This window comes from Halomonas sp. A29 (assembly GCF_046723295.1).
GTDB lineage: Bacteria > Pseudomonadota > Gammaproteobacteria > Pseudomonadales > Halomonadaceae > Halomonas.
Window position 1 is genome coordinate 209,099 of the sequence record NZ_JAXQPR010000001.1, and the last position, 27,000, is coordinate 236,098.

Below are 27,000 nucleotides of genomic sequence, written 5' to 3' on the forward strand. Positions count from 1 at the left end.
TCCCCTCCATGAAGAGGACACAAGATGTGGATCATGCCTGTTGTTATTTGTCAGCCCTGCAGAGCTAAGCCGGCTCCGCTATCGGCGGCGAGGGACAAAGGTGCTCGACGATCCGATCGGCCAGCGCCGAGAGCACGGCCTGGTCTCCCGTGGGATTGGCCATCAACATGAACTCGGCTTCCGGTAGCGGCGGCAGGCCATGATCGTCCGCCAGGGCAACCAGCCCTGGCCCAAGTTGACTGGCCGGCATCGGCGCCAACGCAAACCCTCCTTCCACTGCGGCGCGCAAGCTGGCTCCACTCGTACACAGCATTGCCATGCGCTGGGGCACGCCGGCCAGCGCAAGCTGGGTCAGGGCCGCTTCACGATAGGGACAGGCTTCCGGGAACAGGGCCAGAGGCAGTGGAGAAGGCAAACGCACAGGGCAGCGCTCGGACCAGGCCCAGACCAGGGGTTCCTGCCACAAGAGGCGGCCTGGTTCCTGGGACCCGCACTGGGCACCCAGGACCATGTCCACATCGCCACGCTTCATGGCGACGACCATGTCGCCGGGAATACCAACCCGTACGCCAAGCTCGACCTGAGGGTTGTCCTCAACGAACTCCCTGAGCGCTCGCATCAGTGAGGCGTTGACGCAATCCTCCGCAACTCCCAGGCGAACGTTGCCTTGGTAGGAGGAGCGGGAGAGCTGGGTCATGGCATCGCGATTGAGTGCCAGAATGGCCCTGGCGTAGGCCGCCAGGCACTCTCCATCGGGTGTGATTTCGAAGGCGCGTGTAGTACGACGAAGGAGAGGCTTGCCAACCTGGGCCTCCAGGCGGCGCAGATGCCCACTGATGGCCGGCTGGGTCAGGTGCAGGCGGCTGGCAGCGCGAGTGAAGCTACCTTCATCGATGACGGCAACGAAACTCCTCAGGAGAAGCAAATCGAGCATATGCATATCTTTCCATGATGAATATGGCTTTCATTTTTTATGTATCACTCGGTAGCATGTCATGACACGCCACCTGATGATTGCTCTGCCCTCAAAGCCGCCCCCGGCTGCTCTTGCCCCACCCACTTACCCAGAGTAGCAGAGTTAATAAAAAAGTATCATCTCAGTTCATTATAAATACCATCACACTATTTGATTTATATTTTTTGCCCGGAGGTGCTGGCATATAAGGACAACAATCAACGAGGTTTTTGTATCATGACAATTCTCCTGCATATCTCATCTTCCCCCCGCAAGCAGCGCTCTGCATCGCTGGAGGTCGCACGAGGCTTCATATCCCATTACCGTGACTACGCGCCGCATACTCAGGTAAAGCATCTTGACCTGTGGGACATGGTGCTACCCGAGTTTGATGACAACGCCATGACGGCGAAATACGCCGGGCTAGCGGGAACGCCCCTGACGGAAAGCCAGCAGCAGGCCTGGGATCGCCTGCGTGAGCTTGCTGCCCATCTGCACGAGGCCGACCTCCTGCTCTTCTCGGTACCGCTGTGGAATTTCGGCATTCCATATAAACTTAAACACTTCATCGACCTGATATCGCAAAAGGACATCCTTTTCTCCTTCGATCCCGAGTCCGGATTCAGCGGCCTGCTCGCTGGCAAGAAGGCCGTCGTCGTTTATGCCAGGGGACTCAGCTACGAGAGCGACTCCTTTACTCCGTCGCAAGCATTCGACTACCAGAAAACCTATTTCGAGATGTGGCTGAAGTTCGTCGGCATCACGGATGTCGAATCAGTGATCGTGGAAAAGACACTTTTCGGCAGCGAGGTCGATAGCGGTGCTCGTCAACAGGCCTGCCTACAGGCTGCGCAGATCGCACGGCACCTTGCATAGCCCACCAGTGAGGCCACGGCTCTGACTTATCACGAAATGGCATTGAGAAGGGTGTAGCGCAAGGATTCCAGCGTTCAGCATAATGCTCTTTGTACTGGCACGAGAGAATATCCTCTACTCGTGCATGAAGCCTGGGCGGTCGCTCGGGAGCCCATTTCGAGAAGGATGACAGAGCATGGAAATTACCCGCAGCCGGGACTTCACCGCCGAGCGCGCCTGGGGAGCCAAGGACATCGCCAACATGAACGGTACCACCACTCGCCTGCATTGGACCGATCAGCCCTACCGCTGGCACGTCAATGACGGAGAGGAGGTCTTCGTGGTGCTCGATGGCCAGGTGGAGATGCGTTATCGCAGCGAGGGCGTCGTATATTCCCGGCTGCTGGAGGTGGGCGACATCTTCTTTGCCTCGGTGGGCACCGAACATGTCGCCAGCCCGGTTGGCGAGGCTCGGGTGCTGGTTATCGAGAAGGAAGGCAGCGTCTAGGGGCCATCAGGCCCCTTCCCACTCCAATACGAACCGTTCCCTGGGCCAACGCACCTTGGCTTGCCCAGCCAGGCGGTCCTGCTCGGTATCGCGATAGCCAAGCGCCAACAGCACCACGCTGCGCAGGCCCTGCGCCTCGAGGCCCAGCAGGGCATCCAGTGCCGGCGGGTCAAAGCCCTCCATCGGTGAGGCGTCGACTCGCTGCGCTGCCGCGGCGGTCAAGGCCGTGCCCAGGGCGATATAGGCCTGTCGCGCCGCCCATTGGTGCCGTACCTCCGGCGAGGAAAGACCGGCAACGGCCGCATGGAGTGACTGCCGATACCCTTCCAACTCCTTGGGGTCGAGACCGCGAGCCGCGGCAGTCAGCGCGATCAACTCATCCACATGCCGACCATCCACCTCGTCCCAGGTGGCGAAGACCAAGAGATGGGAGCATTCGCTGACCTGGGGCTGGTCGCACGCGTCGCGCCGGATTCGCTCACGAAGTGCCGGGTCTTCCACCACCAGCACGCTGTAGGGCTGAAGGCCGTAGGACGACGGCGCCAGGCTCGCTGCCTCGAGGATGGTATCGAGCGTATCTTGAGGCACTTTTCTTCCATTCATGCGCTTGGTGGCGTAGCGCCAGTGCAGGGCTTCCATAAGGGACATGGATTTCTCCTCGGTCTAGGGTTCCGCCGTGGCAAGCGGAGCCGTGGTGCGGCGCGAGGCGCCACGGTGGAACAGGACCGCGCCGAGGACTACCAGTCCTCCCGCCAGGCCCAGGTAGGGCGGTACCGCCTCGCCCAGCAGCAAGACGGCGATCAGCGTGCCGACCAGGGCAGCCACCATGCCGATCTGGCTGAGGTAGACGGGGCCGGCAATCTTCTGCAGCACGAAGTAGAAGACATAGAGCACGGTGAAGACCATGGCTTCCGCCAGCAACAGCTGTACCACTTCCCAACCGAGCAGCTGCGGCACCTGCCGTATCTCGAACGCCAGCACGAAGGGGACGAGCGTCAATGCGCCAACCAGCAGCATCAGCGCGGCCAGGTAGACCGCCCCTGCCTCGCCGGGCCAGCGCAGGGTACGGTAGACATTACCCAGTGCCAGAATCAGAGGAATCGCCAGGACCAGCGCGGCCCAGCCCTGGGCGCCCTGCATACCGCCTGCCTTGGCCCATGCCAGCAGCACCCCGCCAGCCAGCCCTAGCATGACACCCAACAACCGCAGGGCATTGACGCGCTCCATACCCAGCCCCACCGCCAGTATCCAGGTCACCAGTATCGGAAAGGCAAAGCTGAGTGAGACGAACCCGGCACCCACGTGGCGTACCGCCAGGAAGACCAGCGCATTGGGCAAGGCGAACAGCACGCCCGAGACAAATGCGTATTCAAGAGTGCGCCGGTTGAGCACCATGGGCTGGCGCTGCAGAGCCGCAAGTGCCAGTAGCAGCACGCCGGCGCCGGCCACCGCCACCATCAGAAAGCTCAAGCGTGGTGCACCGGCATTGTCGGCGAGCTTGGCCACGACCAGCGAGAGAGCCAACAGGCTGCCAACCAGCAGCAGGCAACCCAGGGCATACCAGCCGGCGCGGTTGCTTGGTGTCGTTGAGTTGGTCATGATCGGCTCCTGTTCAGCACGGCAAAAGATTCTCGACATAAAGTATCTTGATGGAAAGATAAACGCGCCTATGAATCGTGTCAAGCAAGCCATTGCCCAATGGCAACGGGAAATGCCCGAACTCGACCTGCTGCCGATGGAAGTGGTGGGATATATGAAGACGACCCAACTGCTCATCCAGGAGCGTCTACAGGCTTTTTTCAAGGAGTACGGCCTGCAATTGGGAGAGTTCGACGTTCTGGCCACGCTGCGCCGCTCCGGCCCCCCCTACCGTCTGGGGCCGACGCAGCTGTTCGAGACGCTGATGGTCTCGTCGGGAGGTATGACCAGTCGGCTGGATCGTCTGGAGAAGGCGGGCCTGATCGTGCGCTCGCCGAATCCCGAGGATCGGCGCGGCACGCTGGTATCGCTGACCGAGGAAGGCTTGGCCCTGATGAACCGAGTCGTGCCTCGCCACGTGGCGAACGAGGCCAGAATGCTTTCCGCTCTCAGCCGCGAGGAACAACAGGCATTAGGCGAGCTATTGAGCAAGCTGCTGGAAGGCTTGGTCGATGAGACCTGAGCAAGCGCAGGCCGCTACGCGAGCGTGAACAGCTCTCCCTGAACCAGCCCCCGCTCATGCTCCACCAGCCAGCGTTTGCGCGGCAGCCCGCCGCCATAGCCGGTCAGGGTGCCGTTGGCACCGATCACGCGATGGCACGGTACCACGATGGCCACCGGGTTGGCGCCGTTGGCCAGGCCCACGGCACGGCAGGCACCGGGCCGCCCGATTCGCATGGCCAGCTCACCATAGCTGATCGTGGTACCGGCCGGGATCAGGCGCAGCGCCTGCCACACCAGGCGCTGGAACTCGGTGCCGCCGGTAGCCACCGGCACCGAATCGAGGTGGGAAGGGTCGCCGGTAAAATAAGCCTCCAGCGCCTGGCGGATGGATTCAGGGGCCGTGCCCTCGAAAAGCTCGTAGTGGCGATAATGGCGCGCCAGCAGGCGGTGTAGCCGCTCGTCATGGCTGTCGAATTCCAGCGCGCGCAGTGCCCCCTGGTCATCGCCGACCAGGCGCAGCTCTCCCACGGGGGACGGCAGTCGATCAAACCAGAGTCGCATCGCCTCTCTCCTGTTGTGAATTGACACGCGTGGTGGCCCCATCGGCATGCCACAGGTGTATCACGGCGTAAGCCCGCCACGGTCGCCAGGCCTCTGCGCGTGCCAGCAGCTCACGTGGCGTTGGGCGCTGGCCCTGTTCTGCCAATACCCGCTGCAACGCCACGTCCGAAGGCAAAAAAGCATCACTCTCCTGCAGTCCGCGCATGGCAATGTAGTGCGCCGTCCACTCGCCGATGCCGGGCAGGGCACATAGATGAGCCACGGTTTCGTCAAGGTCCTGGCGCCGGTCGAACAACTGCGGTTGCTCGCGGTAGGTGGCTGCCAGCCGCACCAGCGCAGTGGCCCGTGCGCTGGGCATGCCGAGCGCCTTGATCTCGTCGAAGGTGAAGCGGTCGGGCGAAGGAAACAGCCGATTCAGTCCGGTTTCAGCTTGATCCATCATATTTTCGCCTAGCCGTTCGACCAGGCGCCCGGCCAGCCCTGTAGCCGCATCGACGCTGACCTGCTGGCCGAGGATCGCCCGCACGGCCACCTCGAAGGGATCCCATCCGCCCGGCACACGCAGACCCGGGCGACTTTCTACCAGTGGGGCCAGTGCCGGGTCGCGACCCAGCCCCCGGCGTATCGCCTCGGGATCGGCCTGCAGGTCGAAGAGTCGCCGCAAGCGGGCGATGACATTGGGCAAGGCTGAAAGCTCGGGCAGCCGGATCGACGCCTGCAGCGCGTTATCGCCAGGAGCATGCGTCACGCTTACGCTGCCGATCGTCTCGCCGACCCGAAAGACCCGCTGATAGCGCTCCTCGTCGATGCACTCGAGCCCCGGGATGATCCGCCGGGCCAGGAAAGCCAGCATCGCCTGCCAGTCATAGGGTGGCCGGTAAGGCAGTCGAAGCGTCAGCGCAGCCGCTTGGGAATGCTCGGCGCGGCGACCGCGCAGGGTGCCCGGCGCACGGCCATAGAGGTGCAGGAACACTTCGTTGAAGCGGCGCACGCTGCCGAAACCGCTCGCCAGCGCGACATCGGCGAGTGGCAGCTCGGTCTCATGCAGCAACTGCTTGGCCAGCAGTAGACGCCGGGTCTGGGCCACGGCTAGCGGAGAGGCCCCCAGGTGACGCTGGAACAGCCGCCGCAGCTGGCGCGAGCCCACGCCCAATCGGTCACACAGCGCTTCCAATCCGACTTCGTCCAGCGCGCCCTCGTCGATCAAGCGCAGCGCCCGCTTGACCGTGGCCGAAGTTCCGGCCCAGGCGGGCGACTCCGGCGCACTTTCCGGCCGGCAGCGCAGGCACGGTCGGAAACCCGCTTCCTGCGCCGCCGCCGCAGAGGCGACGAAACGACAGTTCGCAAGCATCGGCGTCTGCGCCGGACAAATCGGACGGCAGTAGATACCGGTGCTGGTCACGCAGGTGAAGAAGCGTCCGTCATAGCGAGCATCGCGTGCCAGCAGGGCTTGATAGCAGATATCGGTCGAGAGGTTCATGGCTCCATTCTAGCCTGGGTACAGCCGATGTCTGGCGGTTTTCGGACCTGAACGTCAACGAAAAGTGGCTCTTCAAAACTTCCTTGAAATGGCTCTTAGCAAGGAGCCAGTCAAACGCCAAACTGACACAACGGACGCTGAATAAACGAGGGAGCACCGATGTCCATACGCCACGCCACCCAAGCCGATCTCGACCCGCTCAGCGAGCTGCTCGACGGCTACCGGCAGTTCTATCGTCAGGCACCGGACCTCGATGGCGCCAGACGCTTCCTGCAGGCGCGCCTGGAGCGCGGCGACTCTCATATCCTGGTACATGAAGGAGCGCTGGGGGAGTTGCAGGGCTTCGTTCAGCTCTATCCATTGCTCTCGACTGTGCGCTTGGCACCGCTGTGGCTGCTCAACGACCTGTTCGTCTCGCCGCAGGCACGCCGCAGCGGTGTCGGCCGAGCCCTGATGCTGGCCGCCAGGGAGCTGGCCCAGGCCAATGGTGTCGGCCACCTCAAGCTTGCCACGGAAATGGCCAACCACACCGCCCAGGCGCTCTACGAATCGCTCGGCTGGCAGCGCGACACCACCTTCTATCACTACGGCCTGCTGTTCGACACGCAAGCGGACCAAGGCTGACCCGGAGGCGTCATGTACGTTCCCCCATCGATGCAGCTCGGGCGCAATCAGGCCTGGGAATTGATCGAGCGCCACGGCTTCGCCGCCCTGGTCGGTACCGACCTGCAGGCCACCCATCTTCCCCTGCTGCTGGAGCGCAGCGAAGGCGAGCTGGGTATGCTCTACGGCCATTTCGCCCGGGCCAACCCGCACTGGCGCTCGCTCGATGGCAGCCGGGCGCTGGCGGTCTTCAGCGGCCCACATGCTTATATCTCGCCGACCTGGTACGCCAGCCAACCCGCCGTGCCGACCTGGAACTACCTGGCCGTGCACGCCACGGGCGTCCTCGAACTACTGGATCGCGAGGCCACGCGAGCCCTGCTCGATCGCAGCCTGGCGCATTTTGAACCCGCCCTGCTCGATTCGCTGTCCCGTGAGCAGGGCTACCTGGAGAAGATGCAGGCCGGCGTGGTCGGCTTTCGCCTGCCCATCGAGACGCTCACGGGCAAGGCCAAGCTCGGCCGCCAGCGCTCCGAGGCCGACCAGGCTGGTGTCGAGGCAGCGCTGGCCGGGAGCCGCGACCCACAGGCGCGCCAGCTATGGCGCTACATGCAGCAACTGACCGAAGAGGAGAGCACTTCATGACCCTGGCCGACGAGAGCCATGACGTGAACCGCAACGATTTTGGCCAACCGGTCGGCGCCGCCCTGCCCGATTGGCAGCCGGCACGCCACCCCGGGCGCATTGCGCTACAGGGGCACAGGGTCCGCCTCGAGCCGTTGGCACTGGAGCGTCATGGCGCTTCGCTGTATGCCGCTTTTCTGGCGCCCGGTGAAGGGGCGCACGACGCCCCCGAAGCGCGCTGGACCTACTCCGGCGGCATGCCGTTTACCGATGCCGAGCAGTACCGCGCCTGGCTGGGGGCCAGGTCGGAAAGCCACGACCCGCTGTTCTATGCCATCGTCGTGACGACTGAGGAGCAGGCACTCGGTCGGGCGCTGGGTGTCGCCAGCTATCTCAACATCGAGCCGGAGCACGGCAGCATCGAGGTTGGCCATATCCACTTCACGCCCGCACTACGGCGTACGCCGGCGGCCACCGAAGCCATGCTGCTGATGATGCGCTACGCCTTCGAGCTCGGCTATCGACGTTACGAGTGGAAGTGCGATGCGCTCAACGCCGCCTCGCGACGCGCCGCCGAACGTCTGGGCTTTCGTTTCGAGGGAATCTTCCGCCAGCACCGGGTGACAAACGGGCACAACCGCGACACCGCCTGGTTTTCCCTGCTCGACAGCGAATGGCCTGCCGCCGAGGCACGCCTGGAGCGCTGGCTAGCGCCGGAGAACTTCGACGCAGAGGGAAAACAGCGGTGCTCGCTGTCAGAGTTGATGGCAGAACTGATGTCAGGCTAGGTATTGCCCACCAGTTTCAGCCATGCTCGAGCCAGCCACTCTCCGGCCCGCTCGACTTCGGCCTCGGCAGTGCCGGCATAGCCCAACACCAGGCCGGGGCGTCGGGGGGCAGCGAGATAATAGCTCGACAATGGCGACAGTGAGATGCCCTCGGTCCGGGCCCGCTCGACCAGGCTCCGCTCATGCTCGGCATCGCCGAGCCAGGCAACGAGATGCATGCCGGCCTGCCCTTCGGACAGCCGGAGACCATGCGCCACGGCCGGTGCCAGCGCCTTGCGCAGCAGGGCCTGACGCCGACGATAGCAGTCACGCATGTGACGAATATGGCGCGAAAAATGGCCGCGTACAATGAACTCGGCCAGGGCGGACTGCACGGCGTACTGCCCCTCGCGATGGAGCCGGGCATTGGCCTGGCGAAACGGTTCGACCAAAGGCTCGGGCAACACCAGGTAGCCCAAGCGAAGGCCGGGGTACATGACCTTGCTGAAAGTGCCGACGTAGATCACCCGCGAATCGTCCACCAGCCCCTGCAGGGCCGCGATGGGCCGATGGCCGTAGCGGAATTCGCTGTCGTAGTCGTCCTCCACGATCCAGGCGCCGTGCCGCTCGGCGGCTTCCAGCAGCGCCAACCGCCTGGCCAGGCTCATGGTCACACCGCTGGGGTACTGGTGCGATGGCGTCACATAGATCAACCGCGGATGCCCCGGATCGTTCAGGGCATCGATGCACATGCCCTCGTCATCCACGGGCACCGGCGTCATGTCGAGCCCGGCTGCCGCAAAGCAGGCCTGGGCGCCCTGGTAACCCGGCTCCTCCAGCCACACCTGATCGCCGCTGTCGCTCAACAACCGCACGATCAGTTCGAAGCCCTGCTGAGCCCCCTGAACGATGAGAATCTGCTCGGGGCGGCAGCGCACCGAACGGGAAAGCTGCAGGTAATCGGCCAGTGCCTCGCGCAGCTCCGGCACCCCGCCCCGGGCCTGGTAGGCAAGCCAGTCCGTCGGCATGCGCTGCTGGTGACGACGCAATATTCGTTGCCATTGAGCGTGGGGGAAGCGATCCAGCGCGGGAACACCGGGAACGAAAGCGGAATGACGCTCCTGTCGGGCATGGCAAAAGGCCAGCAGTGCCATGCCACGCGAAGAGAGTCGCGACGAATCGGTATCCGCCCTCGCCGGAGGGCTCGATGCGGCAACAACCGACGCCGCGTGCTCGAACGGCAGGTCAGCAACGAAGGTGCCTGCCCCGTGGCGGGTCACCAGAAAGCCTTCAGCAAGCAGTTGGTCGAAGGCAGCCAGCAGCGTATTGCGCCCCAGGCCCAGTTCTTGCGCCAGCTGCCGGGTGGAGGGCAGCCGTTGGCCATTGGCCAGTCGCCCCGACTGAATCCACTCGCGCAGGGCGTGATAAAGACAAGCGCTCAATGGCTGATTCGACGGCTCGCCCAGCACCAGGCCCAATGCATCGGTCAGCCAGTCGGCTCGTTCCAGAATAGCCGCGCCTCGTGACGACGCGCCTTCAGCCATTCCGTTCATCCGCCACGACCCGATTGCGACCAGCTCGCTTGCCCTGGTAGAGATTCTGGTCGGCACGATGAAGGATGGCCTCCACCGTCTCTTCAGGTCCGTGGAATGACGATACACCACAGGTAATCGAGGTACTGAAGCTGTGCCCCTCCTCCGAGGTAAACGTCTGCTCCAGCACCAGTTGGCGCACCTTTTCCGCCACGCCGACGGCTTCCTCTAGCGCAGTTTCGGGCAGCAGGAGGGCAAACTCTTCTCCGCCGAGCCGTGCAGGAATGTCGTTCGTGCGCAGCTTTTCGCGCAGTAGCTTGCCGACGCTCATCAACACCTGGTCACCGGCGGGGTGGCCATGGGTATCATTGATACGCTTGAAGTAATCGAAGTCGAACAGCACCACCGATGTCGGCCTGTCATAACGGCGATAGCGAGCCAGCTCCTGCACCAGCCGCTGCATGAAATAGCGCCGGTTGAACAATGCGGTGAGTTCGTCGGTGCGCGAAAGCTGGCGCAATCGCAGTTCCAGTCTCTTCTGCTCGGTGATGTCGCGCACCGTGCCGATCAGGATCTGCTCGTCACCCTCGGGCGCGTAGTCGGCCAGCTCATGCACCCAGCGCACCTCGCCATCGGGGCGCACGATGCGATGCTCCACGTCGTGGCTGCCGGTTTCCTGGGCGCGCCACATGCCGGCTTCGACACTTTCCAGGTCTTCGGGATGCACCATGGCTTTGAAAGCCCGAATACTGGGGGTGAAGGTCTCGGGGGCGACGCCGAAAATGTCGTAGATCACATCGGACCAGAACAGCTCATTCTCCTTGAGACTGGCCTTCCAGTAACCCAACCGGGCAATTTGCTGAATACGATGCAGGGTGCGCCTGAGATGAGCGATTTCCTCGCGTACCTCCTCGAGCTCACAACGAACTTTCTCGCAAGGGTCAGTATGAGAGCCGCAACCATGCGTTTCCCCGGACAATCGCTGATCGTCGATGCTATTGCGCGTGCCCTTCATGGTCTTTTTACGGCGGTTATGGGTCATGAAGGAAGAATACCGTTTGGCTCAATGGACTACCAATGTTGCGCGAACCCTTACTCAATCCACATTCAGTCCTCGGTACGCCGACAAGGCGCCGGAACACACCTCAAGTGCTGCGCTAGCCCCTTGGCACCTGTCCGCATCATGGCACGATGATTCCACAGCACCAATGGGCGAGCCACGCGTGAGAGCAGGCTCAACCAGGGCCGCACCGTATGTACCCGCCAGGTATAGCGGATTCGAGTGCCGGTACTCCCTTCGTGCAGTTGCCATTTGCCAATTCCGGCCACATCACCGCTCGCTACCCCTTCGATCAAACATGGGACATGGACGCGAGTAATGCGGATATCGAAGCGCAGACGATAGCCCAATCGGCTCTTCCAGACGAAACGCTGGGTGCGCCCGATTCCCTGGTCATCCCCAGCCTCGAGCGACTGCACGTCGACCAGCCCAGGCCACCAGTCGGGCCAATGCATCGAATCGGCCAACGCGTCGAACACCTCGCCGATCGGAGCTTTGATGTGCCAGGTGGTATCGAAGTCGAAGCTTGCCATGGGCGCTACTCACCATGCACGTCAGGGCGAGAAATGCCCACGGGGAAAGGCCGGGTCGAGGGACACATCTTCCAGGTGCACGCTTTCCAGGCGCTCGCCACGCCGGTCATAGCTGATCACCCGCAGCGGGAACAGCGTTTCCTCGTCGAGCCATAGATCGTAGCGCGCCACCTCGTGCACCGCCCGCCCCGGCTCGGCCTCCACCACCACATGCAGCACCGGGTGCTCATTGATCGTCGTCGCACCGAGCAAGCGTGCATTGCCGTGTTGCTGTAACCGCTGCACGTTACGCAGCAGCGTGCCCACGTCCGACTGGTCCACACGATGCCCACGCGAGCTGCGTACCATGCGGTTGGTGGGGCGAAGGGAGAGACCCGGCCGACTGCCAGGACCGCCGAATGGCCACAGCTGGACCTTGCCTGTATCGGGGCGATAGATCAGCACCGCTCCACGATAGGGGATTTCCATATCCATGCGTACGTAACCCGGCTGCTGATAGCTGTAGCGGATGATTTCTTCTCCGCCACTGCCCTGGCTGCGCAGCGTCAGGCGATAGCCCTGCAGCGCATCGATACGCGCCAGCGCCGCTGCGACCGGGTCTTCCTCGATGGGGGCGCTCATCGCCACCAGCACGAGTAGCAACATGTAGCCTCTCCTCGACTCCCTCCCTTGAGCCTAGCAGGACCAAGGCGAGTGGCGAGGGGGCAAGATGGAGAGATGATGTGCGTGCTATCGTATTGGCGACGCCCAACCCATGGAGAGGCCAGATGAAATACCTCGGAGCCCATGTCAGTGCCGCCGGCGGGCCCGACCAGGCCGTACTGCGCGCCGTCGAGATCGGCGCCAACGCCTTTGCCCTGTTCACCAAGAACCAGCGCCAGTGGCGGGCCAAGCCCCTCGACGATGCCACCATCGAGGCCTTCCGCGCCGCCTGTCGGGAGCACGGCTTTGGCCCCGGGCAGATCCTTCCCCACGACAGCTACCTGATCAACTTGGGCCATCCGGACAACGCAGGGCTCGAGAAGTCGCGCGCCGCCTTCCTCGACGAGATGCAGCGCTGCGAGCAGCTCGGGCTGACCCTGCTCAACTTCCACCCCGGCAGCCACTTGAACAAGATCAGCGAGAGCGAGTGCCTGACCCGCATCGCCGACTCGATCAACCACGCTTTGGCCGAGACCCGTGGCGTCGTCGCGGTGATCGAGAACACCGCCGGCCAGGGCACCAACCTGGGCTGGCGCTTCGAGCACCTGGCCGAGATCATCGAGCAGGTCGACGACAAGTCGCGGGTTGGGGTATGCATCGATACCTGCCACGCCTTCGCTGCCGGCTACGACCTGCGCACCCCCGAGGCGTGCGCTGCCACCCTCGACGAGTTCGGTAAGGTAGTCGGCTTCGAGTACCTGCGCGGCATGCACCTCAACGATGCCAAGAGCGAATACGCCAGCCGCGTCGACCGCCACCACAGCCTGGGCCAGGGCAACATCGGCCTCGATGCCTTCACCACCATCATGCGCGACCCACGCATCGACGAAATCCCGCTGGTGCTCGAAACCATCGAGCCCGAGATCTGGGCCGAGGAGATTGCCTGGCTGCGCGCCCAAATCGCCCACGATTGAGTCATCACAGCGGCCAGGCGGCCTCACTCAATCACAGCATGACCGCCTGGGCATAGTCGCGTTCCGCCCGGCCCCGGCGCAGGGTCTCGGCCCACCAGGCGAGCCGCGCCAGTACGGTCTGCATGCCGCGCTCATAGCGCTGGGCTTGCAACGGTTGCCCGTGTTCGTCGAACTGCTCCCAGGCGTTGGGAAACATCACGCCGTCGCGGATACCCACCGCATGCAGCTCGGCGAAGACATGGCGCAGGTGCTCCACCGCACGCAGCCCACCCGAAGCACCGCCGTAGGAGACGAAGGCCACGGGCTTGGCCTGCCACTCCGCCTTGTAGGCGTCGACCAGCACCTTGAGTGCGGCGGGGTAAGAGTGGTTGTATTCGGGCGTGATCACGATGAAGGCATCCGCCTCGTCGAGGCGCTTGGCGAAGGACTCTGTCGGCTCGGCAGCGGGGTCGACCACCACCGGCGAGAAAGCCTCCCGGCGTTGGATCTGGGTCACGACCCACTGCCCCACGGTGTCGCCGAAGCGCCCTTCCCTCACGCTGCCGTAGATTACGGCCACCTTGATCGCATCGTTCATTGCTGGTTCTCCTGGCTGGATGAAGATGCGATGAACGATACGACCTCAAGCAAAGTTGAGGTCAAAGACCAACGTATCAATGGTTTCGATAGAGCGGAACTATTCCAACTCGACCAGGCCATGCCGCATCGCATAGCGAAATAGGCCCGCCAAGGAGTTGGTGTTGAGCTTGCGATAGATATTGCTGCGATGCGACTCCACCGTGCGGGCACTGATGGCTAGCGCTTCGCCGATGTCGCGGCTGCTCATGCCTTCGAACATCAGCTTCAGGATATCGGTTTCGCGCTGGGTCAATCGCCCTTCCTTCTCCTCGAGCAGGACCCGCGAGACGCTGGAGCCGAAGTGGCTGCGTCCGGCTGCCACTTCACGCAAGGCAAAGACCATCTGCTCCGCCGACGCATCCTTGAGCAGATAGCCAGCGGCCCCGCAGGCCACCGCACGCCGGATGTACTCCTCGTTGTCATGCATGGTCAGCACCAGCACCCGGATGTTCGGACAGGTCTCCTGCAGAATTTTGCAGGCTTCGAGGCCAGACAGGCCGGGCATGGTGATGTCCGTGACGACTACGTCTGGCTGCAACTCCTGGGCGAGTTTCAGCAACTCCTGGCCTGAGCTGGCCACCCCGATGAGGTCAACGCCCTGCTGAGCTTCCAGTCGGTAGCGCAGCCCCTCCAGCACCAGCGGATGGTCGTCCGCCAAAAGTACGCGTATAGACCCTTCCATCGACTCTCTCTCCGCTTGTGTTGCTGGAAACACGCTGAAACGGCACTTTCAGCTTGATGCGCACCCCCCTGCCGGGCGCCGTCTCGATCGTCAGACGCCCACCCAGCAGGTCGACGCGATCCTGAATGTTGCGCAACCCCATGCCGGTTCCGTCCTGCTCATGGCGACGATCGGCATGCCAGGTGAAGCCTGCGCCATCGTCCGCGATCTCCAGGTACACCCAACTCCGTCGTCGCAGCACCCTTACCTTCACCTGGCGGGCTCCGTCGGCATGCTTCTCGATGTTGTGCAGGCTCTCCTGGGTGATGCGATAGAGCGCCGTGGCCAGCACCGGCTGGCACTGACGGCTGTCGATGTTCGACTCGAAGTGCAGCTGGAGCGGCTTGCGCTCCACCAGATCCGAACAGAGGCTCTCCAGGGCCGCCACCAGCCCCAGGTCGTCGAGTACGCTGGGGCGCAGATCATAGGCGAGCCGCCTGAGATCCTGGATGCCCGTCTCGAGGATGCGATCGGCCGCTGCCAGGGAAGAGTAGGCATCCAGATGGTCGCCGCGGCCCAGCGCATCGTCGATACGCTCCAGCTTGAAACGCGCCGACACCAGCAGTTGGTTGATGCCGTCGTGCAGCTCGCGGGAGATGCGCCGCCGCTCCTTCTCCAGGAAGCTGAAGGTCTTCTGCGCCATCTTGACCAGCTTGCGATTCGCCACCCGCGCCTCGCTCAGATTGACCGCAAGGCCGATCACGGCGATGACCAGCAGGCTGGAAGCGGTGAAGAAAGCCATCAGCAGGATGGTCTTGCGCGCATTCTCCACCATGTGCCGTTCCATCTGGCTGACGACCTGCTCGATGTCATCCAGATACAGCCCGGTGCCCACCATCCAGCCCCACTCATCCAGGCCGAGGGAATAACCCAGCTTGAGTACCGACTCCCCGCCGGAAGGCTTGTCCCAGCGATATTCGGTATAGCCCCCGCCCTCCTGGGCGCGCTGGACGAGGTTCTGGATCAGCAACTTGCCGTCCTCATCGCGGAAGTTCCACAGGTTCTGTCCCACCAGGTGGCTGAGCCGCGGATGGACGATGCTCAGGCCGTCGTAGTCATAGACGAAGAAGTAGCCATCGGAGCCGTATTCCATGCGATGGAAAGCCTCCGCCACGCGGCGTTGCGCCACGTCTCGGGTTAGGGAAGGATCTTCGTAGATGTCACGGATCGCCGTATAGGCGAGTTCCATGTAATTCTTCAGTTCGGCCTTCTTGGCTTCCAGTAATCCGTCCTTGAGGATCTCCGACTGCACCCCACTCAACCGCGCACTCTGATGGATGGCAAAGAACGTCACGCCAGCAATGAGAACCAACAGAGGGAGCAAGGTAAGCAGTGTCAGTTTGGTTCTGAACGTGAACACTGGCGTATACCTGTTTACTTATTATTGTTGAGCTACAGTTATTGTCGAGCCACAGGCCCCACCAACCTCAATATGCACAAGAATTGGCAGGGCCTGATTTCGAACTCGGGCAGTGCTATTTGCGACTCACCATCCTACCACTCGGGGTAACCACAGCACCACATCGGGGAAGACGATGATCAGCGCCAGGGCGAGTATCTGGATCAGCACGAAAGGCACGGCCCCCTTGTAGATGTCGCCCGTGGTGATCCCCGGCGGTGCCACCCCCTTCATGAACAGCAACGACCAGCCGAAGGGTGGCGTCAGGAACGAGGTCTGCAGGTTCATGGCGATGAGGATCGCTACCCAGACCATGGACATGTCGCCCTGGCTCGCCAGGAAGGGCAGGAACAGCGGCACGGCAATGTAGGAGATCTGAATCCACTCGAGGAAGAAGCCCAGGAAGAAGATCAGCAGCAGCATGAAGATCAGCGTGCCGTACATGCCGCCCGGCACCCACTCGAACATCGCTTCGATCAGGAACTCGCCGTCCAGGCCCCTGAAGGCCAGGGCAAACACCTGCGAGGCGATCAGCACGAAGAAGATCATGCAGCTGATGCGCAGCGAGGTCTTCACGGTTTCGGAGAGTACCGGGAGCGACATGCGACCGGACACGATCGTCAACAGCAAGGCGCCCACGGCCCCCACCGAAGCCGCCTCCGTGGGCGCGGCCACGCCACCGATGATCGAGCCGAGCACGGCGAAGATCAGCAGCAGCGGCGGCACCACGACCTTGACGAAGTCCTTGCCCAGCTCCAGCTTGCTGACGGCGGCACGCTCCTGCTCGTCGATGGCGGGCACGTCGGCGGAAAAGAAGAAGGCCAGTACGAGCAGATAGGCCAGGTACATGCCGGCCAGCAGCAGGCCGGGCACCAGGGCCGCGGCGAACAAGCTGCCGACGGAGAGGTTCATGATATCGGCCAGCACCAGCAGCACCAGGCTGGGCGGGATGATCTGCCCCAGGGTGCCGGCGGCACAGATGGTGCCGCAAGCCACCGTCTTCTTGTAACCGCGGCGTACCAGGGTAGGCAACGCCATCAAGGTCAGTGTGACGATGGCCGCACCGACGATGCCCGTCGCCGCCCCCAGCAATACACCCACGATGATCACCGCCAGGGCCATCCCGCCCGGCAAGCCGCCGCACAGGTGGCCAATCACGTCGAGCATGCGCTCGGCGATCTTCGAGCGCTCCAGCATCACGCCCATGAACACGAACAGCGGTATGGCCAGCAGGGTGTAGTTGGCAACGACCCCGTAGATCCGCGAGGGCAGCAGCTCGAACAGCCAGCCGTCAAAGCCGATGAAGCCAAACACGAAGCCGACGAAGGCCACCACGAAGCCGACCGGAATCCCCGTCATCACCAGCACGAAGAAGGCCACGATCATGGCCAGCGCATAATATTCCAAGGGCATGGGTCAGGCTCTCCCAGCGTAGTGTTGAACGAGGCGCCGGCCGTTCTCCAGCACCTGGCGCAGCGACTCGGTCGCCACGAAGACGAAGCCGACCACCACCAGGGCCTTGGGGATCCAGCGCCAGGGAAGACCGGACGAATTGGGCGAGCGCTCACCGCGGATGAACGAGGTCTCGGCGAAGGGCAAGCTGTAATGGATGATGAGCAGCGCGCACGGCAGCGCCACCAGGAGCGCGGTAATGAGGTTCAACCACATCATGCCAACGGGGCTGAAGCGGCTCGAAAGGATATCCACGCGGACGTGGTCGTCGAACTTCATGGCATAGGCGATGCCCATCATCGCCATGACCGACAGCAGGTACCACTCCAGCTCCTGGGCCCACACCGCGCCCAGGCCGAAGGCATAGCGACTCAGCATATTGCCGAAGATCAGCGCGACCATGACGATCATGGCCACGCAACCGATGAAGCCGGCAAAGCCGGTGATACGCTCGAGCAGGCGCTCGAGCGAGGTGCAGAAACGCAGCATGCAATCTCCCTCCTCCGGGCTGGCCCCCGGTGGACGTCTGAAGCGAGGTAGAGGTGGCCTTTGAAAGGCAGGTCAGTAAAGTCCCTCGGCTCCGGGAGCCGGAGCCGAGGGGCAGGCCGGGCTCAGATCATGCCCTGGCCGTAACGACTGATGGTGTTGGCGAATACGCCCTCGCTGTTGGCCTGCCAACCGTCATGCTTCTTCTTGAACGCCCAGAAGCTGTCGTTGATACGCTTGACCAGCGGATCCTTGTCGGCCTCGGTCGCGAGAATGTCGCGGGTCGCCTCGAACAGGGCCCGGATGACGTCGTCGGGCAGGGTCTCGAACGCCACGCCGTGGTTGTTGACCAGGTCATCCAGGGCGTCGCCGTTCTGCGCTTCGATCCAGGTGTGGGAGGTGATGTTGCAGGCCGCGGCCGCGTTGTGAAGCACCGCCTGGAGATCGCTGGGCAAGGAGTCGTAGGCGTCCTTGTTGACGATGACTTCGGTGGTGGTGGAAGGCTCGTGCCAGCCCGAGGAGTAGTAGTGCTTGGCCGCGTTGTGCAGGCCCAGCGCGCGGTCGAGATAGGGCCCCACCCACTCCGCCGCATCGATGGCGCCGCGCTCCAGCGCCGAGAAGATCTCGCCACCGGGCAGCAGGCGGGCGTTGGCGCCGATGGCGTTGTAGACGTCGCCGGCCAGACCCGGCATGCGAATGTTCAGGCCACGGAAGTCCGCCACGCTGGTCACCGGCTCGCGGAACCAGCCCACCGGCTGCGCGCCGGTACAGCCCACCGCGAGCGGGATCAGGTTGTAGGGCTCGTAGGTTTCCTTCCACAGTTCGTAGCCGCCACCGTGCGCCAGCCAGGCGTTGAAACCCTGGAAAGTCATGCCGAAAGGCACGGTAGTGAAATACTGGGCGGCAAAGGATTCGCCGGCCCAGTAGTAGGAGCAAGCATGGTTCAACTGGACCTGCTGGCCCCGCGACACGGCATCGAAGCCATCGAAGGCCGGAATCAGTTCACCGGCGCCATAGACGCGAATCTTGATGCGCCCGCCGGACATGTCTTCGACCCGCTTGGCGAAATCCGTGGCGGAACCCGGCCCCGACTGGAAGAACGGAAAGCCCGAGGGCCAACTGGTGGTCATGCGCCAGTTGAAAGTCTCCTGGGCCTTGACAATGCTCGGTGCCATTACGGTACCCACCGCGGCAGCACCACCATACTTGAGGAAATTACGCCTGTTGACGCTCATGAAAATGCCTTCTCCCGGCGTGCTTGATAATATCAAGTGCACTACCAAGCAGCGCTCTTGTTTATTTTAATGATGGAATCGTGAACTGGTCAGAAAGCTGACATCGGGGAGAATAAACTGGTGAGGCAGAAAATAAATCCGGGAGACTGCGCAATTCATCCTAGTGATATTTCTTAGTAATTATTACGGACAGGGCATCCGTAGAATCACGTAGAACCACCCAAGGCATTAGCCAGAAGTATATACTTGGAAATATATTTCACTAAAACCATGCAAAAAGCAATACCGATCCGGCTCCATGCTAGAAGGCCATGAGCTCGGGTAAGCGTCGAGCCAGCCAATCAGGCCAGAAGCGACTCGACAGCGGGCCATTCGGCAAGGTCGTGGTGCGGGTCGGCAACTAGCGGCCGCCTTGTTGCGAAGCGTCAAAACGGGTTTCTCGCGAAGCGTGAAAACTTAGTCGCTGACATCGAGTCAAAGTATTTGTCGGCCAGCGAGAAAGCTGCCACCCTCAAGTCGAAGGCACACCTCTCGTAGGGACAGTGAGGTCCCGAGGGTCGCCCCATTCACCCGCAGGAGGACATGCACATGGGTATCATCACAATGCTGACCGTGAGCGTGGCCGCAGTGGCGCTATTGACCTACGCCATGAGCGAGAAGCAGAGGCACCCCATCCGCAAGGAAGTGCGTATCGAGAAGGATGAACGCGACCCTTTCCGGAATCGCACGCGGCGCGACTGATCGTCAGCGCATCGTGAGCGCAGCCCCTGGCACCTCGGGTGCCGGGGGTTTTTCATGCCCCGGCCCACGCCGAAGCAATTGTTGCACCTGCCACTTTTCCGCGGCAGGCAGGGCCTCGAGGAAGTGCACCTCGCCGTTATGCAGCACCGCCTCCGGCACGCCGTCGCGATAGAGCAGGCGATTACCCGAGACGGCAGGCAACCGCGTGCCGGGCGTGAGAATACCCATCAGGTTGAGCGGATCGGCGGCAGCCACCACGACTTGCGTGCCGTCCGGTTCGCGCCGGCGCATGGCCTTGAGCCCTCCCACTGCCTCGGCCAGGGCGAACTGCTCGCCGGCGAACTGCTGCACGAAGCGCCCACCGCGGATCTCGCCGCGAGCCTCCAGGCGGCGATAGACATACAAGAGTTCGCGCCATGGCGGCAACGCTGGCTCGCGCTCGATCACCCGCCGGAACACCACACCGTAGCGCTCCAGCAGCACCCAGGCGATATGCTCAAGGCTCTCCATGTCGGTCGTGATGCGACGCTTCCCGACGGGCGACTCGCGCGCGGGTGCCGGCAGCCACGACCAGCGCCCGGCGGCATCCACGCCCGGCGCATGACGCCGTCGCCTGCGTCCACTCGTGGCAATCGGCGGGCGCTTGCTGGCCGGGGCGATCAACGCGCGCAGGCCGGTAAAGCTGTCGGAAGTGACCAGGCCCCAGGAGGCCAGCTCGCCCAGTGCCTCTTCGACCTGGGTGCGCAGCATGCGGGTGGGGCCGAGCAGGTCGGCGAAGAACATCGCCCCGCCGCCCTGCAAGGCTTCCAGCACCCGGCGCGCGCCGCCGGAGAGCGGAAGTTCGTCCAATTCGGGGGCCGGCGCCGCCTCGCGCCAGTCGGCCAGCGCCTGGCGGTCGATCAGAGCGACCGGGGTGTTGCGCAGCGGCCCGGGGCGCTGGCGCTCATCGCCCTCGGCTATTCGGGGTGGCAGCAGCCGCAGCCAGATGAAGCGCCCACTGGCGAGCAACTGGTCGAGCATATGCGGTGTGAAGTCGGCCACCCGCGCCGGCAGCACGTCGCTCTCCCAGGCACCCGCAGCGACGGGGAAACCTTCAAGCCGCTCTACCGCTCCGGCCAATGCCTCGGGCCCCTCCGGCCGTTCGGTCAGACCGTGCCAGTCAAGCAGGAAGCGCAGGTAGTGCTGAATGCTCACCGGTTCGATCTCGGCGCGGCGGCGGTCGATGGCATAGCGATGCATACGCGCCAGCAGGCGACGCTCGCACCAGGCCACGTCGCTGCCCTCCAGAAAAGCGCCCTGCAACACGAAGCCCTCCACCTCCAGGCGTGCCAACGCCGCCATGGTGCGCTCGGTCGATACGCTTAGCGACACGGCCAGGCTTGCCGCCGTGACCGGCCCCAACGTTTCCAGGCGCGAGCGCAGCAGCTCGATCAGCGCCTCGTCGGGTGTTTGCGGCACCTCGCCCACCGCCGCGATGGGCGGAGCGAACGCAGCCTCGGGATGGATCGCCAGCAGCTCGCCCAGGCGCTCCGCCGCCAGCCATAGCGGCTCGCCGCCAAGCGGCGTGACCAGGGTGGCACGCCGCGACTCGGCGAGCGACTCGAACCAGGGCCGCCAATCAGCGTCGGTCTCGCTTGCGGCAATGAAGCCGCTCATGACCAGGGCATCGTGCAGCTCGTCGGCATCGCGCGGCACTGGCCAGGCCTCCTCGCGTACGCGCGCCACCACCTCGGGGGCGTAGCGCGCCGAGGCGGCGGCATCGGCCACGTCGAGCGCGTCGCCGGTGCGCACGCTGAGTGTGCGCCGCTCCTCCTGGGCGCCGTCGTCGAGGAAGGCGTAGGGCCGTGCATTGACCACCTCCTCCGAGAGCGGCGAAGGCACCGCCAGGTCGCGCCCGCTGACGGCGACGTCGCCGGCTTCGAGGCGTGCCAGCAAGCGCTCCAGGGCGTCGATGTCCATGGCGTCGGTCAGGCAGTCGTGCAGGGTCTGGTCGACCAGCGGATGGTCGGGTAGCTCCCGCGCGCCGGCCAGGTTCTCGGCGCAGGCGAGCTGGTCGGGGAAGACCACCGAGAGCAGGTCCTCGGAGTCCTGGCGCTGCAGCTGCGGCGGGCGCCGCTTGCCATTGCGGGTGCGCGGCACGGCGAGCCCCACCGAGGCGTTCCAGCGCCAGCGCAGGCCGAACATCGGCGCGTCGAGCAGCGCCTGGATCAGCACCTCGCGCACCGTTTTACTGTTGAGATAGGCCCACACCTCGTCCAGCGGGAAGCTGTGGGTCGGTCCCAGCGACAGTACGATGCTGTCCTCCAGTGCCGCCGCCTGCAGCTCGAAGTTGAACTTGCGGCAGAAGCGCTTGCGCAGCGCCAGGCCCCAGGCGCGGTTGAGCTTGGAGCCGAACGGCGAGTGCAGCACCAAATGCATGTCGCCCGCCTCGTCGAAGAAGCGCTCCAGCACCAGGTGGCGCTGGGAAGGGATCACGCCCAGCGCCGCCCGCGCCACGGCGAGGTAGCGCACCAGTTGCTCGGCGGCGGCGGGTGTCAGGCCGTACTCGGTTTCCAGCCACTGCTGGGCGTCGCTCTCGTCGCCCTCGGCCAGTTGCCGGTCGATGCCCTCGCGCAGCCGCGACACCGCCTCGGATAGCTCCGCGGTGCGCGCCGGGGCTTCACCGAACCAGAACGGGATGCTCGGCGGAGCACCGCGGGCATCCTCAACGTAGAGCTTGCCGGTAGCGAGCTTCAGGATGCGATAGGCCTGGTTGCCGAGCTGGAAGATGTCGCCCGGCATGCTCTCGAAGGCGAAGTCCTCGTTGACGGTGCCGACGCGGATCTCCTCGGGCTGCAGGATCACGTCGTAGTCGAAGTGATCGGGAATCGCCCCGCCGTTGGTCAGGGCGACGAGCCGCGCGTTGCGCCGCGGGCGCAGGCGGCCGTTGACCCGGTCGCGGTGCAGGTAGGCGCCGCGCCGTCCGCGTCGGGTGGTGTAGCCATCGGCAAGCATCTGCACCACCGCCTCGAAGCGCTCCTCACTCAGCGCCTGGTAAGGCCAGGCTTGACGGATGCATTCGAGCAGTTCCGCCTCGTCGGTCTCCCCCGCCCCGGCGACCTCGGCGACGATCTGCTGGGCCAGCACGTCGAGCGGCCCCTCGGGGATGTGCAGCCGGTCGAGCTCGCCGGCCTGCACGGCCCCCATCAGCGCCGTACTCTCCACCAGATCGTCGCGGGTCAGCGGGAACAGCCGCCCCTTGGGCACGCGCCCCACGCCATGGCCGGAACGCCCTACCCGCTGCAGAAAGGCCGACATCGAGCGCGGCGAGCCGAGCTGGCAGACCAGGTCGACGTCGCCGATGTCGATGCCGAGCTCCAGCGAGGCGGTGGCCACCAGCGCGCGCAGTTCGCCCTGCTTCAGGCGCTGTTCGGCTTCCAGACGGTGCTCGCGAGCCAGGCTGCCATGGTGCGAGGTCACCCACTCCTCGCCCAGGCGGTCGGCCAGATGGCGTGCCACCCGCTCGCAGACGCGCCGGGTGTTGGCGAAGATCAGCGTGGTACGGTGTTCTCTCACCAATTCTGCCAGGCGGTCGTAGACCTCTTCCCACACCTCATTGGCCATCACTGCGGTAAGCGGCGAGCCGGATGCCTCGATGGCCAGGTCTCGCTCGCGCACGTGGCCGGTATCGATGATCGTGCAGTCGGCGCCGCCGGTAAGGAAGGCCGCCACCGCCTCGACCGGCTTCTGCGTCGCCGAGAGCCCGATGCGCTGCGGCGGGCTGGCGGTGAGCCCGGCCAGGCGCTCCAGCGACAGCGCCAGGTGCGAGCCGCGCTTGGTGCCGGCCACGGCATGGATCTCGTCGACGATCACCGTGCGTACGGTGGAGAGCATCCGCCGGCCCGACTCGGACGTCAGCAGCACGTAGAGCGATTCCGGCGTGGTCACGACGATATGCGGCGGACGCTTGCGCATGCGCTCGCGCTCCGATGACGTGGTATCGCCGGTGCGCACCCAGGCGCGGATCTCCGGCGGCGCCCGGCCCTCCATCGAGAGCGCCTCGCCGATACCGGCGATGGGTAGCTGCAGGTTGCGTTGGATGTCGTTGGAGAGCGCGCGCAGCGGCGAGACGTAGAGCACCACCGTCTCGTCGGGCAACTCATTCTCGAGCCCGCGACGCATCAGGCCATCGATGGCGGCAAGGAATGCCGCCAGCGTCTTGCCCGAACCGGTGGGCGCGGCAATCAGCACATGGCCACCCGCACCGATGGCCGGCCAGGCGCGCGCCTGGACCTCGGTAGGCGCACCGAGGTCGCGTTCGAACCACTGGCTGACGGCAGGATGGAAGACATCGAGCGGCATGGGCGCTCCGGGCAGCATGAATTTTTCTCTCACACGGCTCTTATCACGCTAGTCGAGTCGGCAAAGAAATACGATTCTGCCGTGACGTTACCCTTCTTCACCAAACTGAAGCCCTGAAGGCTTTGAGCCAGCGCAGGGATAGTTCACCATTTCTCGCTGAATGATGTGAGCGACTCCAGGTCCTTGGTAGACCAGAGCGTCATGCATCTGTACCAGCGCGGCACCGGCGCTCAGCCGCCCGGCGACATGGCCCGCCGAGGCGATTCCACCCACCGCGATGATCGGCAGGTTTCCCGCAAGCAGGGTGGCGAGCCTGTCGACCTGCTCACAGGCCTGGCGCTGCCACAGCGGCGTCTGCCACATGGCATAGCGCTCGGGCGTGGCCGGTGGACCGGCGTCGATCGCCGCCACCACGGCGTCGAAGCGCAGCGCTGCCAGGCGGGCCACTACCTCGGGAGGCTCGCGACTCCCCTGGGTCAGCCTGATCTTCACCGCCAAGGGCACGTAGCGGCCAGACACGACGGTTAGGGCTCGCTGCTCCTGCTTCAAGGCGGCCAGCAGTTCATCCAGCCCTGCCTTGAAGTCGGGATGCAGCAGCGCGCCTGCCTGGGGACTGCACAGGTTGATCGTGATGTAGTCGGCCCGGCTCCACACCGCACCCAGGCAGACGAGATAGTCCTGAGGGGCCTGGGAAGCTTCGGTCCCTGGGCTCATTCCGATATTGACCCCCAGCATCGCTCCGCTACCATCGCGGGTCGGTTCGCTGTTCACAAATACGGCCATGTCGAGCGGCGTCAGGGTGCCGATTTCGATGCAGCCGAACCCCAGGGCACCCGCCTTCCGCCCCAACTGCCCCCACCTATCGAATCCAGCGGCGATACCAAGCGGATTGGGGAACTCCAGCCCCATGACACGCTGCGGGGCCAAGCAGCCAGTCTTCACCTCCTGATCGGCCGATGTCGCCAAACGGGCTTGGCGCCATGCACTCCACCTGGCCCGGGCGAAGGCGAGCCGGCGAGCGAGCGATGGCTTGCCCCGCATGAGTGCCGTCATGAGATGGCGGGACATGAACCTACCTCGGGTGAGAAAGGCAGCTGGCGGCAGGCTGCCCAGCATGACGGGAAGCGAATTCCCCCATGAAGTCGATCAGCGCATCGACGCCCTGCTCGGGCATGGCATTGTAGAGACTGGCCCTCACCCCACCGCGAGCGGGATGCCCCTGCAGGTGCAGCAGCCCTCGCCGCTGCGCCTGCGCCACAAACTCGGCCGTCAGCGAGGCGTCCGTCAGATCGAAGCAGACGTTCATCAGGGATCGGTCCTCTTTTCGCGAGCGGCACACGTAGAGTTGGCTGGTGTCGATGGCCTCGTACAGCCTTTCGCTCTTGCACCGATTGCGAAGGGCCATGGCACTCAGGCCGCCCTGGCGCTTCAGCCAGCGAAACATCAGCCCAGCGAGATAGATGGCGTAGGTCAGCGGCGTGTTGTATCGCCCTTCGCTCTCGGCCTGCACGCAATAGTTGAAAACCGAGGGCGTTTCCGGTCGCGCCGAATGCAGCATGTCGTCGCGGACGATGACGATCGTCAGCCCGGTCGGGCCGATGTTCTTCTGCGCGCCGGCATAGATCACGCCGAAGCGTTCGATGGCGATGGGGCGCGACAGGAAGTCGGAGGTCATGTCGGCCACCAAGGGCACACTGCCGGTATCAGGCAGCCAATGGTATTCCAGGCCGTCGGCCGTTTCGTTGCTGGTGATGTGGCAATAACCCGCCTCGGGGTCCAGCTCCCACTCGGCCTGGGAGGGAATGCAGCGGTAGTCGTGTGTTGCACCGCTGGCGGCAATGCGGATCCGGGCATAGCGGCTTCCCTCCGCCATGGCTTTGCGCGACCAGTACCCGGTATCGAGGTAATCCGCCCGGCCATCGTGGGGCAGCAGATTCATCGGCAGCAGCGCGAACTGGGCCGAGGCCCCGCCCTGCAGGAACAGAATGCGATAGTCGGAAGGCATCCCGAGGAGTTCGCGCAGATCCTGCTGGGCCTGCTGCTGAATAGCCTGGAACTCCCCGCCGGTGAAGGGCATCTCCATTACGGACATGCCGCTGTGGCGCCAGCCCAGCAGCTCCTCACGAGCCTGTTGCAGGACCTCGCGGGGCATGGTGCCGGGGCCGGCAGCAAAGTTGTAAACAGGAACGGAAGCCATGCCTCCCCCTTCGCACCAGCGCTTTGAAAAAGGCGTTCAGAAAAAGAGATGCAAGCCGTGCCCACTGGCCGCCATGAAGAACAGCAGGGGAATCGACAGGATCGTATTGGTGCGCGACGACAGAAAGGTGATGCGCGAGCAGCGCAGCCGCTCTTCCATCGGCGCCGGCACGAAGCCCAGTACCTTTTTCTGGTGGGGCCACAGCACCAGCCACAGGTTGAGCAGCATCAGCGTGCCAATCCAGGCACCCATGCCGATGACCGCATAAGGCCCCTCGAGCCAAAGCGCATCGACCAGCCAGCCCCGATACCACAACATGGCCATGCCGGATACCCAGACCACGATGGAGGCGTAGCGGAAGGTGCCATGCTCGCGCTGCATCCTGGCCTCCAACGCCGCGCTACGCTCTGTCTCGCTGGCCTCGCCATTCAGGGGCACGAAGGTGGGGTGTTTCACTACATTGGCGTAGTTGTGACCAATCCAGACCAGCGCGAAGAGGATATGTGCCCAGCGGAACGCGAAATCGAGCAGTGCCATGTTCCGACCTCCTACATCAGGGTACGCACGAGAAGAT

General features: G+C 64.0%; 27 protein-coding genes. 8 read left to right on the top strand and 19 right to left on the bottom strand.

The features are described 5' to 3' along the window. Positions 1-64: 64 nt before the first annotated feature. Entirely contained in the window at positions 65-934 is an 870-nt protein-coding gene (locus tag SPH52_RS00965; protein WP_411793121.1) for a LysR family transcriptional regulator, read from the bottom strand. A 258-nt stretch (positions 935-1,192) separates the two neighbouring features. Between SPH52_RS00965 and SPH52_RS00970 the strand changes: the two genes are divergently transcribed. Together SPH52_RS00970 and SPH52_RS00975 are read left to right on the top strand one after the other, a co-directional pair. Next, positions 1,193-1,831 carry an FMN-dependent NADH-azoreductase gene (locus SPH52_RS00970; RefSeq protein WP_411793122.1) on the top strand — a complete coding sequence of 213 codons (639 nt, stop codon included), beginning with the start codon at positions 1,193-1,195 and terminating at the stop codon, positions 1,829-1,831. Positions 1,832-2,006: 175 nt separating this feature from the next. Beyond that, positions 2,007-2,318: a cupin gene (locus tag SPH52_RS00975; RefSeq protein ID WP_411793123.1), complete on the top strand. Its 312-nt coding sequence runs from the start codon at positions 2,007-2,009 to the stop codon at positions 2,316-2,318. A 6-nt stretch (positions 2,319-2,324) separates the two neighbouring features. Here the strand turns inward: SPH52_RS00975 and SPH52_RS00980 are convergent, their stop codons facing one another. Together SPH52_RS00980 and SPH52_RS00985 are read right to left on the bottom strand one after the other, a co-directional pair. Beyond that, positions 2,325-2,966 carry an NAD(P)H-dependent oxidoreductase gene (locus SPH52_RS00980; protein WP_411793124.1) on the bottom strand — a complete coding sequence of 214 codons (642 nt, stop codon included), beginning with the start codon at positions 2,964-2,966 and terminating at the stop codon, positions 2,325-2,327. A 15-nt stretch (positions 2,967-2,981) separates the two neighbouring features. Next, entirely contained in the window at positions 2,982-3,917 is a 936-nt protein-coding gene (locus SPH52_RS00985; RefSeq protein ID WP_411793125.1) for a DMT family transporter, read from the bottom strand. Positions 3,918-3,987: 70 nt separating this feature from the next. On the opposite strand from SPH52_RS00985, the gene SPH52_RS00990 reads away from it, so the two are divergent. Next, entirely contained in the window at positions 3,988-4,479 is a 492-nt protein-coding gene (locus tag SPH52_RS00990) for a MarR family winged helix-turn-helix transcriptional regulator (RefSeq protein WP_411793126.1), read from the top strand. 14 nt (positions 4,480-4,493) lie between these two features. On the opposite strand, the gene ogt is transcribed toward SPH52_RS00990, so the two are convergent. Further along, positions 4,494-5,021 carry a methylated-DNA--[protein]-cysteine S-methyltransferase gene (ogt, locus tag SPH52_RS00995; RefSeq protein ID WP_411793127.1) on the bottom strand — a complete coding sequence of 176 codons (528 nt, stop codon included), beginning with the start codon at positions 5,019-5,021 and terminating at the stop codon, positions 4,494-4,496. Further along, positions 5,005-6,501 (bottom strand): AlkA N-terminal domain-containing protein, encoded by a 1,497-nt coding sequence (locus SPH52_RS01000; protein WP_411793128.1) that lies wholly within the window; start codon positions 6,499-6,501, stop codon positions 5,005-5,007. The genes ogt and SPH52_RS01000 overlap by 17 nt, the downstream gene beginning before the upstream one ends. A 159-nt stretch (positions 6,502-6,660) precedes the next feature. On the opposite strand from SPH52_RS01000, the gene SPH52_RS01005 reads away from it, so the two are divergent. The 3 genes from SPH52_RS01005 to SPH52_RS01015 are packed head-to-tail and all read left to right on the top strand — an operon-like array spanning position 6,661 to position 8,516. After that, entirely contained in the window at positions 6,661-7,125 is a 465-nt protein-coding gene (locus SPH52_RS01005) for an N-acetyltransferase family protein (RefSeq protein ID WP_411793129.1), read from the top strand. Between the two features lie 12 nt (positions 7,126-7,137). Continuing rightward, positions 7,138-7,749, top strand: a complete 612-nt coding sequence (locus SPH52_RS01010; protein ID WP_411793130.1) for an FMN-binding negative transcriptional regulator — start codon at positions 7,138-7,140, stop codon at positions 7,747-7,749. Then, positions 7,746-8,516, top strand: coding sequence for a GNAT family N-acetyltransferase (locus SPH52_RS01015; RefSeq protein WP_411793131.1), 771 nt, complete (start codon positions 7,746-7,748; stop codon positions 8,514-8,516). The genes SPH52_RS01010 and SPH52_RS01015 overlap by 4 nt, the downstream gene beginning before the upstream one ends. Here the strand turns inward: SPH52_RS01015 and SPH52_RS01020 are convergent. The 4 genes from SPH52_RS01020 to SPH52_RS01035 form a co-directional block, all read right to left on the bottom strand. Next, positions 8,513-10,039 (bottom strand): PLP-dependent aminotransferase family protein, encoded by a 1,527-nt coding sequence (locus tag SPH52_RS01020; RefSeq protein ID WP_411793132.1) that lies wholly within the window; start codon positions 10,037-10,039, stop codon positions 8,513-8,515. The two genes, SPH52_RS01015 and SPH52_RS01020, sit on opposite strands and share 4 nt — an antisense overlap. Then, positions 10,032-11,069 (bottom strand): GGDEF domain-containing protein, encoded by a 1,038-nt coding sequence (locus SPH52_RS01025; protein ID WP_411793133.1) that lies wholly within the window; start codon positions 11,067-11,069, stop codon positions 10,032-10,034. Before SPH52_RS01025 ends, SPH52_RS01020 begins: the two co-directional genes overlap by 8 nt. A 65-nt stretch (positions 11,070-11,134) precedes the next feature. After that, positions 11,135-11,620: an SRPBCC family protein gene (locus SPH52_RS01030; protein ID WP_411793134.1), complete on the bottom strand. Its 486-nt coding sequence runs from the start codon at positions 11,618-11,620 to the stop codon at positions 11,135-11,137. Positions 11,621-11,641: 21 nt separating this feature from the next. Next, complete coding sequence (locus SPH52_RS01035; RefSeq protein ID WP_411793135.1) at positions 11,642-12,265, bottom strand: LolA family protein; 624 nt, start codon at positions 12,263-12,265, stop codon at positions 11,642-11,644. Positions 12,266-12,387: 122 nt separating this feature from the next. On the opposite strand from SPH52_RS01035, the gene nfo reads away from it, so the two are divergent. Beyond that, complete coding sequence (nfo, locus tag SPH52_RS01040) at positions 12,388-13,236, top strand: deoxyribonuclease IV (protein WP_411793136.1); 849 nt, start codon at positions 12,388-12,390, stop codon at positions 13,234-13,236. Between the two features lie 31 nt (positions 13,237-13,267). Here nfo and SPH52_RS01045 read toward each other — a convergent pair whose 3' ends face one another. The 6 genes from SPH52_RS01045 to SPH52_RS01070 form a co-directional block, all read right to left on the bottom strand. Further along, entirely contained in the window at positions 13,268-13,813 is a 546-nt protein-coding gene (locus SPH52_RS01045) for an NADPH-dependent FMN reductase (RefSeq protein WP_411793137.1), read from the bottom strand. 99 nt (positions 13,814-13,912) lie between these two features. Next, positions 13,913-14,536, bottom strand: a complete 624-nt coding sequence (locus SPH52_RS01050; RefSeq protein ID WP_411793138.1) for a response regulator — start codon at positions 14,534-14,536, stop codon at positions 13,913-13,915. Continuing rightward, on the bottom strand, positions 14,445-15,935 hold the full coding sequence (locus SPH52_RS01055; protein ID WP_411793139.1) for a cache domain-containing protein: 1,491 nt from the start codon (positions 15,933-15,935) through the stop codon (positions 14,445-14,447). The genes SPH52_RS01050 and SPH52_RS01055 overlap by 92 nt, the downstream gene beginning before the upstream one ends. Positions 15,936-16,061: 126 nt before the next feature. After that, positions 16,062-17,387: a TRAP transporter large permease gene (locus SPH52_RS01060; protein ID WP_411793140.1), complete on the bottom strand. Its 1,326-nt coding sequence runs from the start codon at positions 17,385-17,387 to the stop codon at positions 16,062-16,064. Between the two features lie 3 nt (positions 17,388-17,390). Then, entirely contained in the window at positions 17,391-17,915 is a 525-nt protein-coding gene (locus tag SPH52_RS01065; protein WP_411793141.1) for a TRAP transporter small permease subunit, read from the bottom strand. A gap of 122 nt (positions 17,916-18,037) precedes the next feature. After that, on the bottom strand, positions 18,038-19,147 hold the full coding sequence (locus tag SPH52_RS01070; protein ID WP_411793142.1) for a TRAP transporter substrate-binding protein: 1,110 nt from the start codon (positions 19,145-19,147) through the stop codon (positions 18,038-18,040). Between the two features lie 588 nt (positions 19,148-19,735). Here SPH52_RS01070 and SPH52_RS01075 point away from each other — a divergent pair. Continuing rightward, positions 19,736-19,888 carry a hypothetical protein gene (locus tag SPH52_RS01075; RefSeq protein ID WP_411793143.1) on the top strand — a complete coding sequence of 51 codons (153 nt, stop codon included), beginning with the start codon at positions 19,736-19,738 and terminating at the stop codon, positions 19,886-19,888. A gap of 3 nt (positions 19,889-19,891) precedes the next feature. On the opposite strand, the gene SPH52_RS01080 is transcribed toward SPH52_RS01075, so the two are convergent. From SPH52_RS01080 to SPH52_RS01095, 4 genes are all read right to left on the bottom strand, one after another. Beyond that, positions 19,892-24,229 (bottom strand): DEAD/DEAH box helicase, encoded by a 4,338-nt coding sequence (locus tag SPH52_RS01080; protein ID WP_411793144.1) that lies wholly within the window; start codon positions 24,227-24,229, stop codon positions 19,892-19,894. An 87-nt stretch (positions 24,230-24,316) separates the two neighbouring features. Then, entirely contained in the window at positions 24,317-25,297 is a 981-nt protein-coding gene (locus tag SPH52_RS01085) for a hypothetical protein (protein ID WP_411793145.1), read from the bottom strand. A gap of 4 nt (positions 25,298-25,301) precedes the next feature. After that, complete coding sequence (gene serC, locus SPH52_RS01090; protein ID WP_411793146.1) at positions 25,302-26,426, bottom strand: 3-phosphoserine/phosphohydroxythreonine transaminase; 1,125 nt, start codon at positions 26,424-26,426, stop codon at positions 25,302-25,304. Between the two features lie 36 nt (positions 26,427-26,462). Continuing rightward, entirely contained in the window at positions 26,463-26,963 is a 501-nt protein-coding gene (locus SPH52_RS01095; protein WP_411793147.1) for a urate hydroxylase PuuD, read from the bottom strand. Positions 26,964-27,000: the final 37 nt, after the last annotated feature.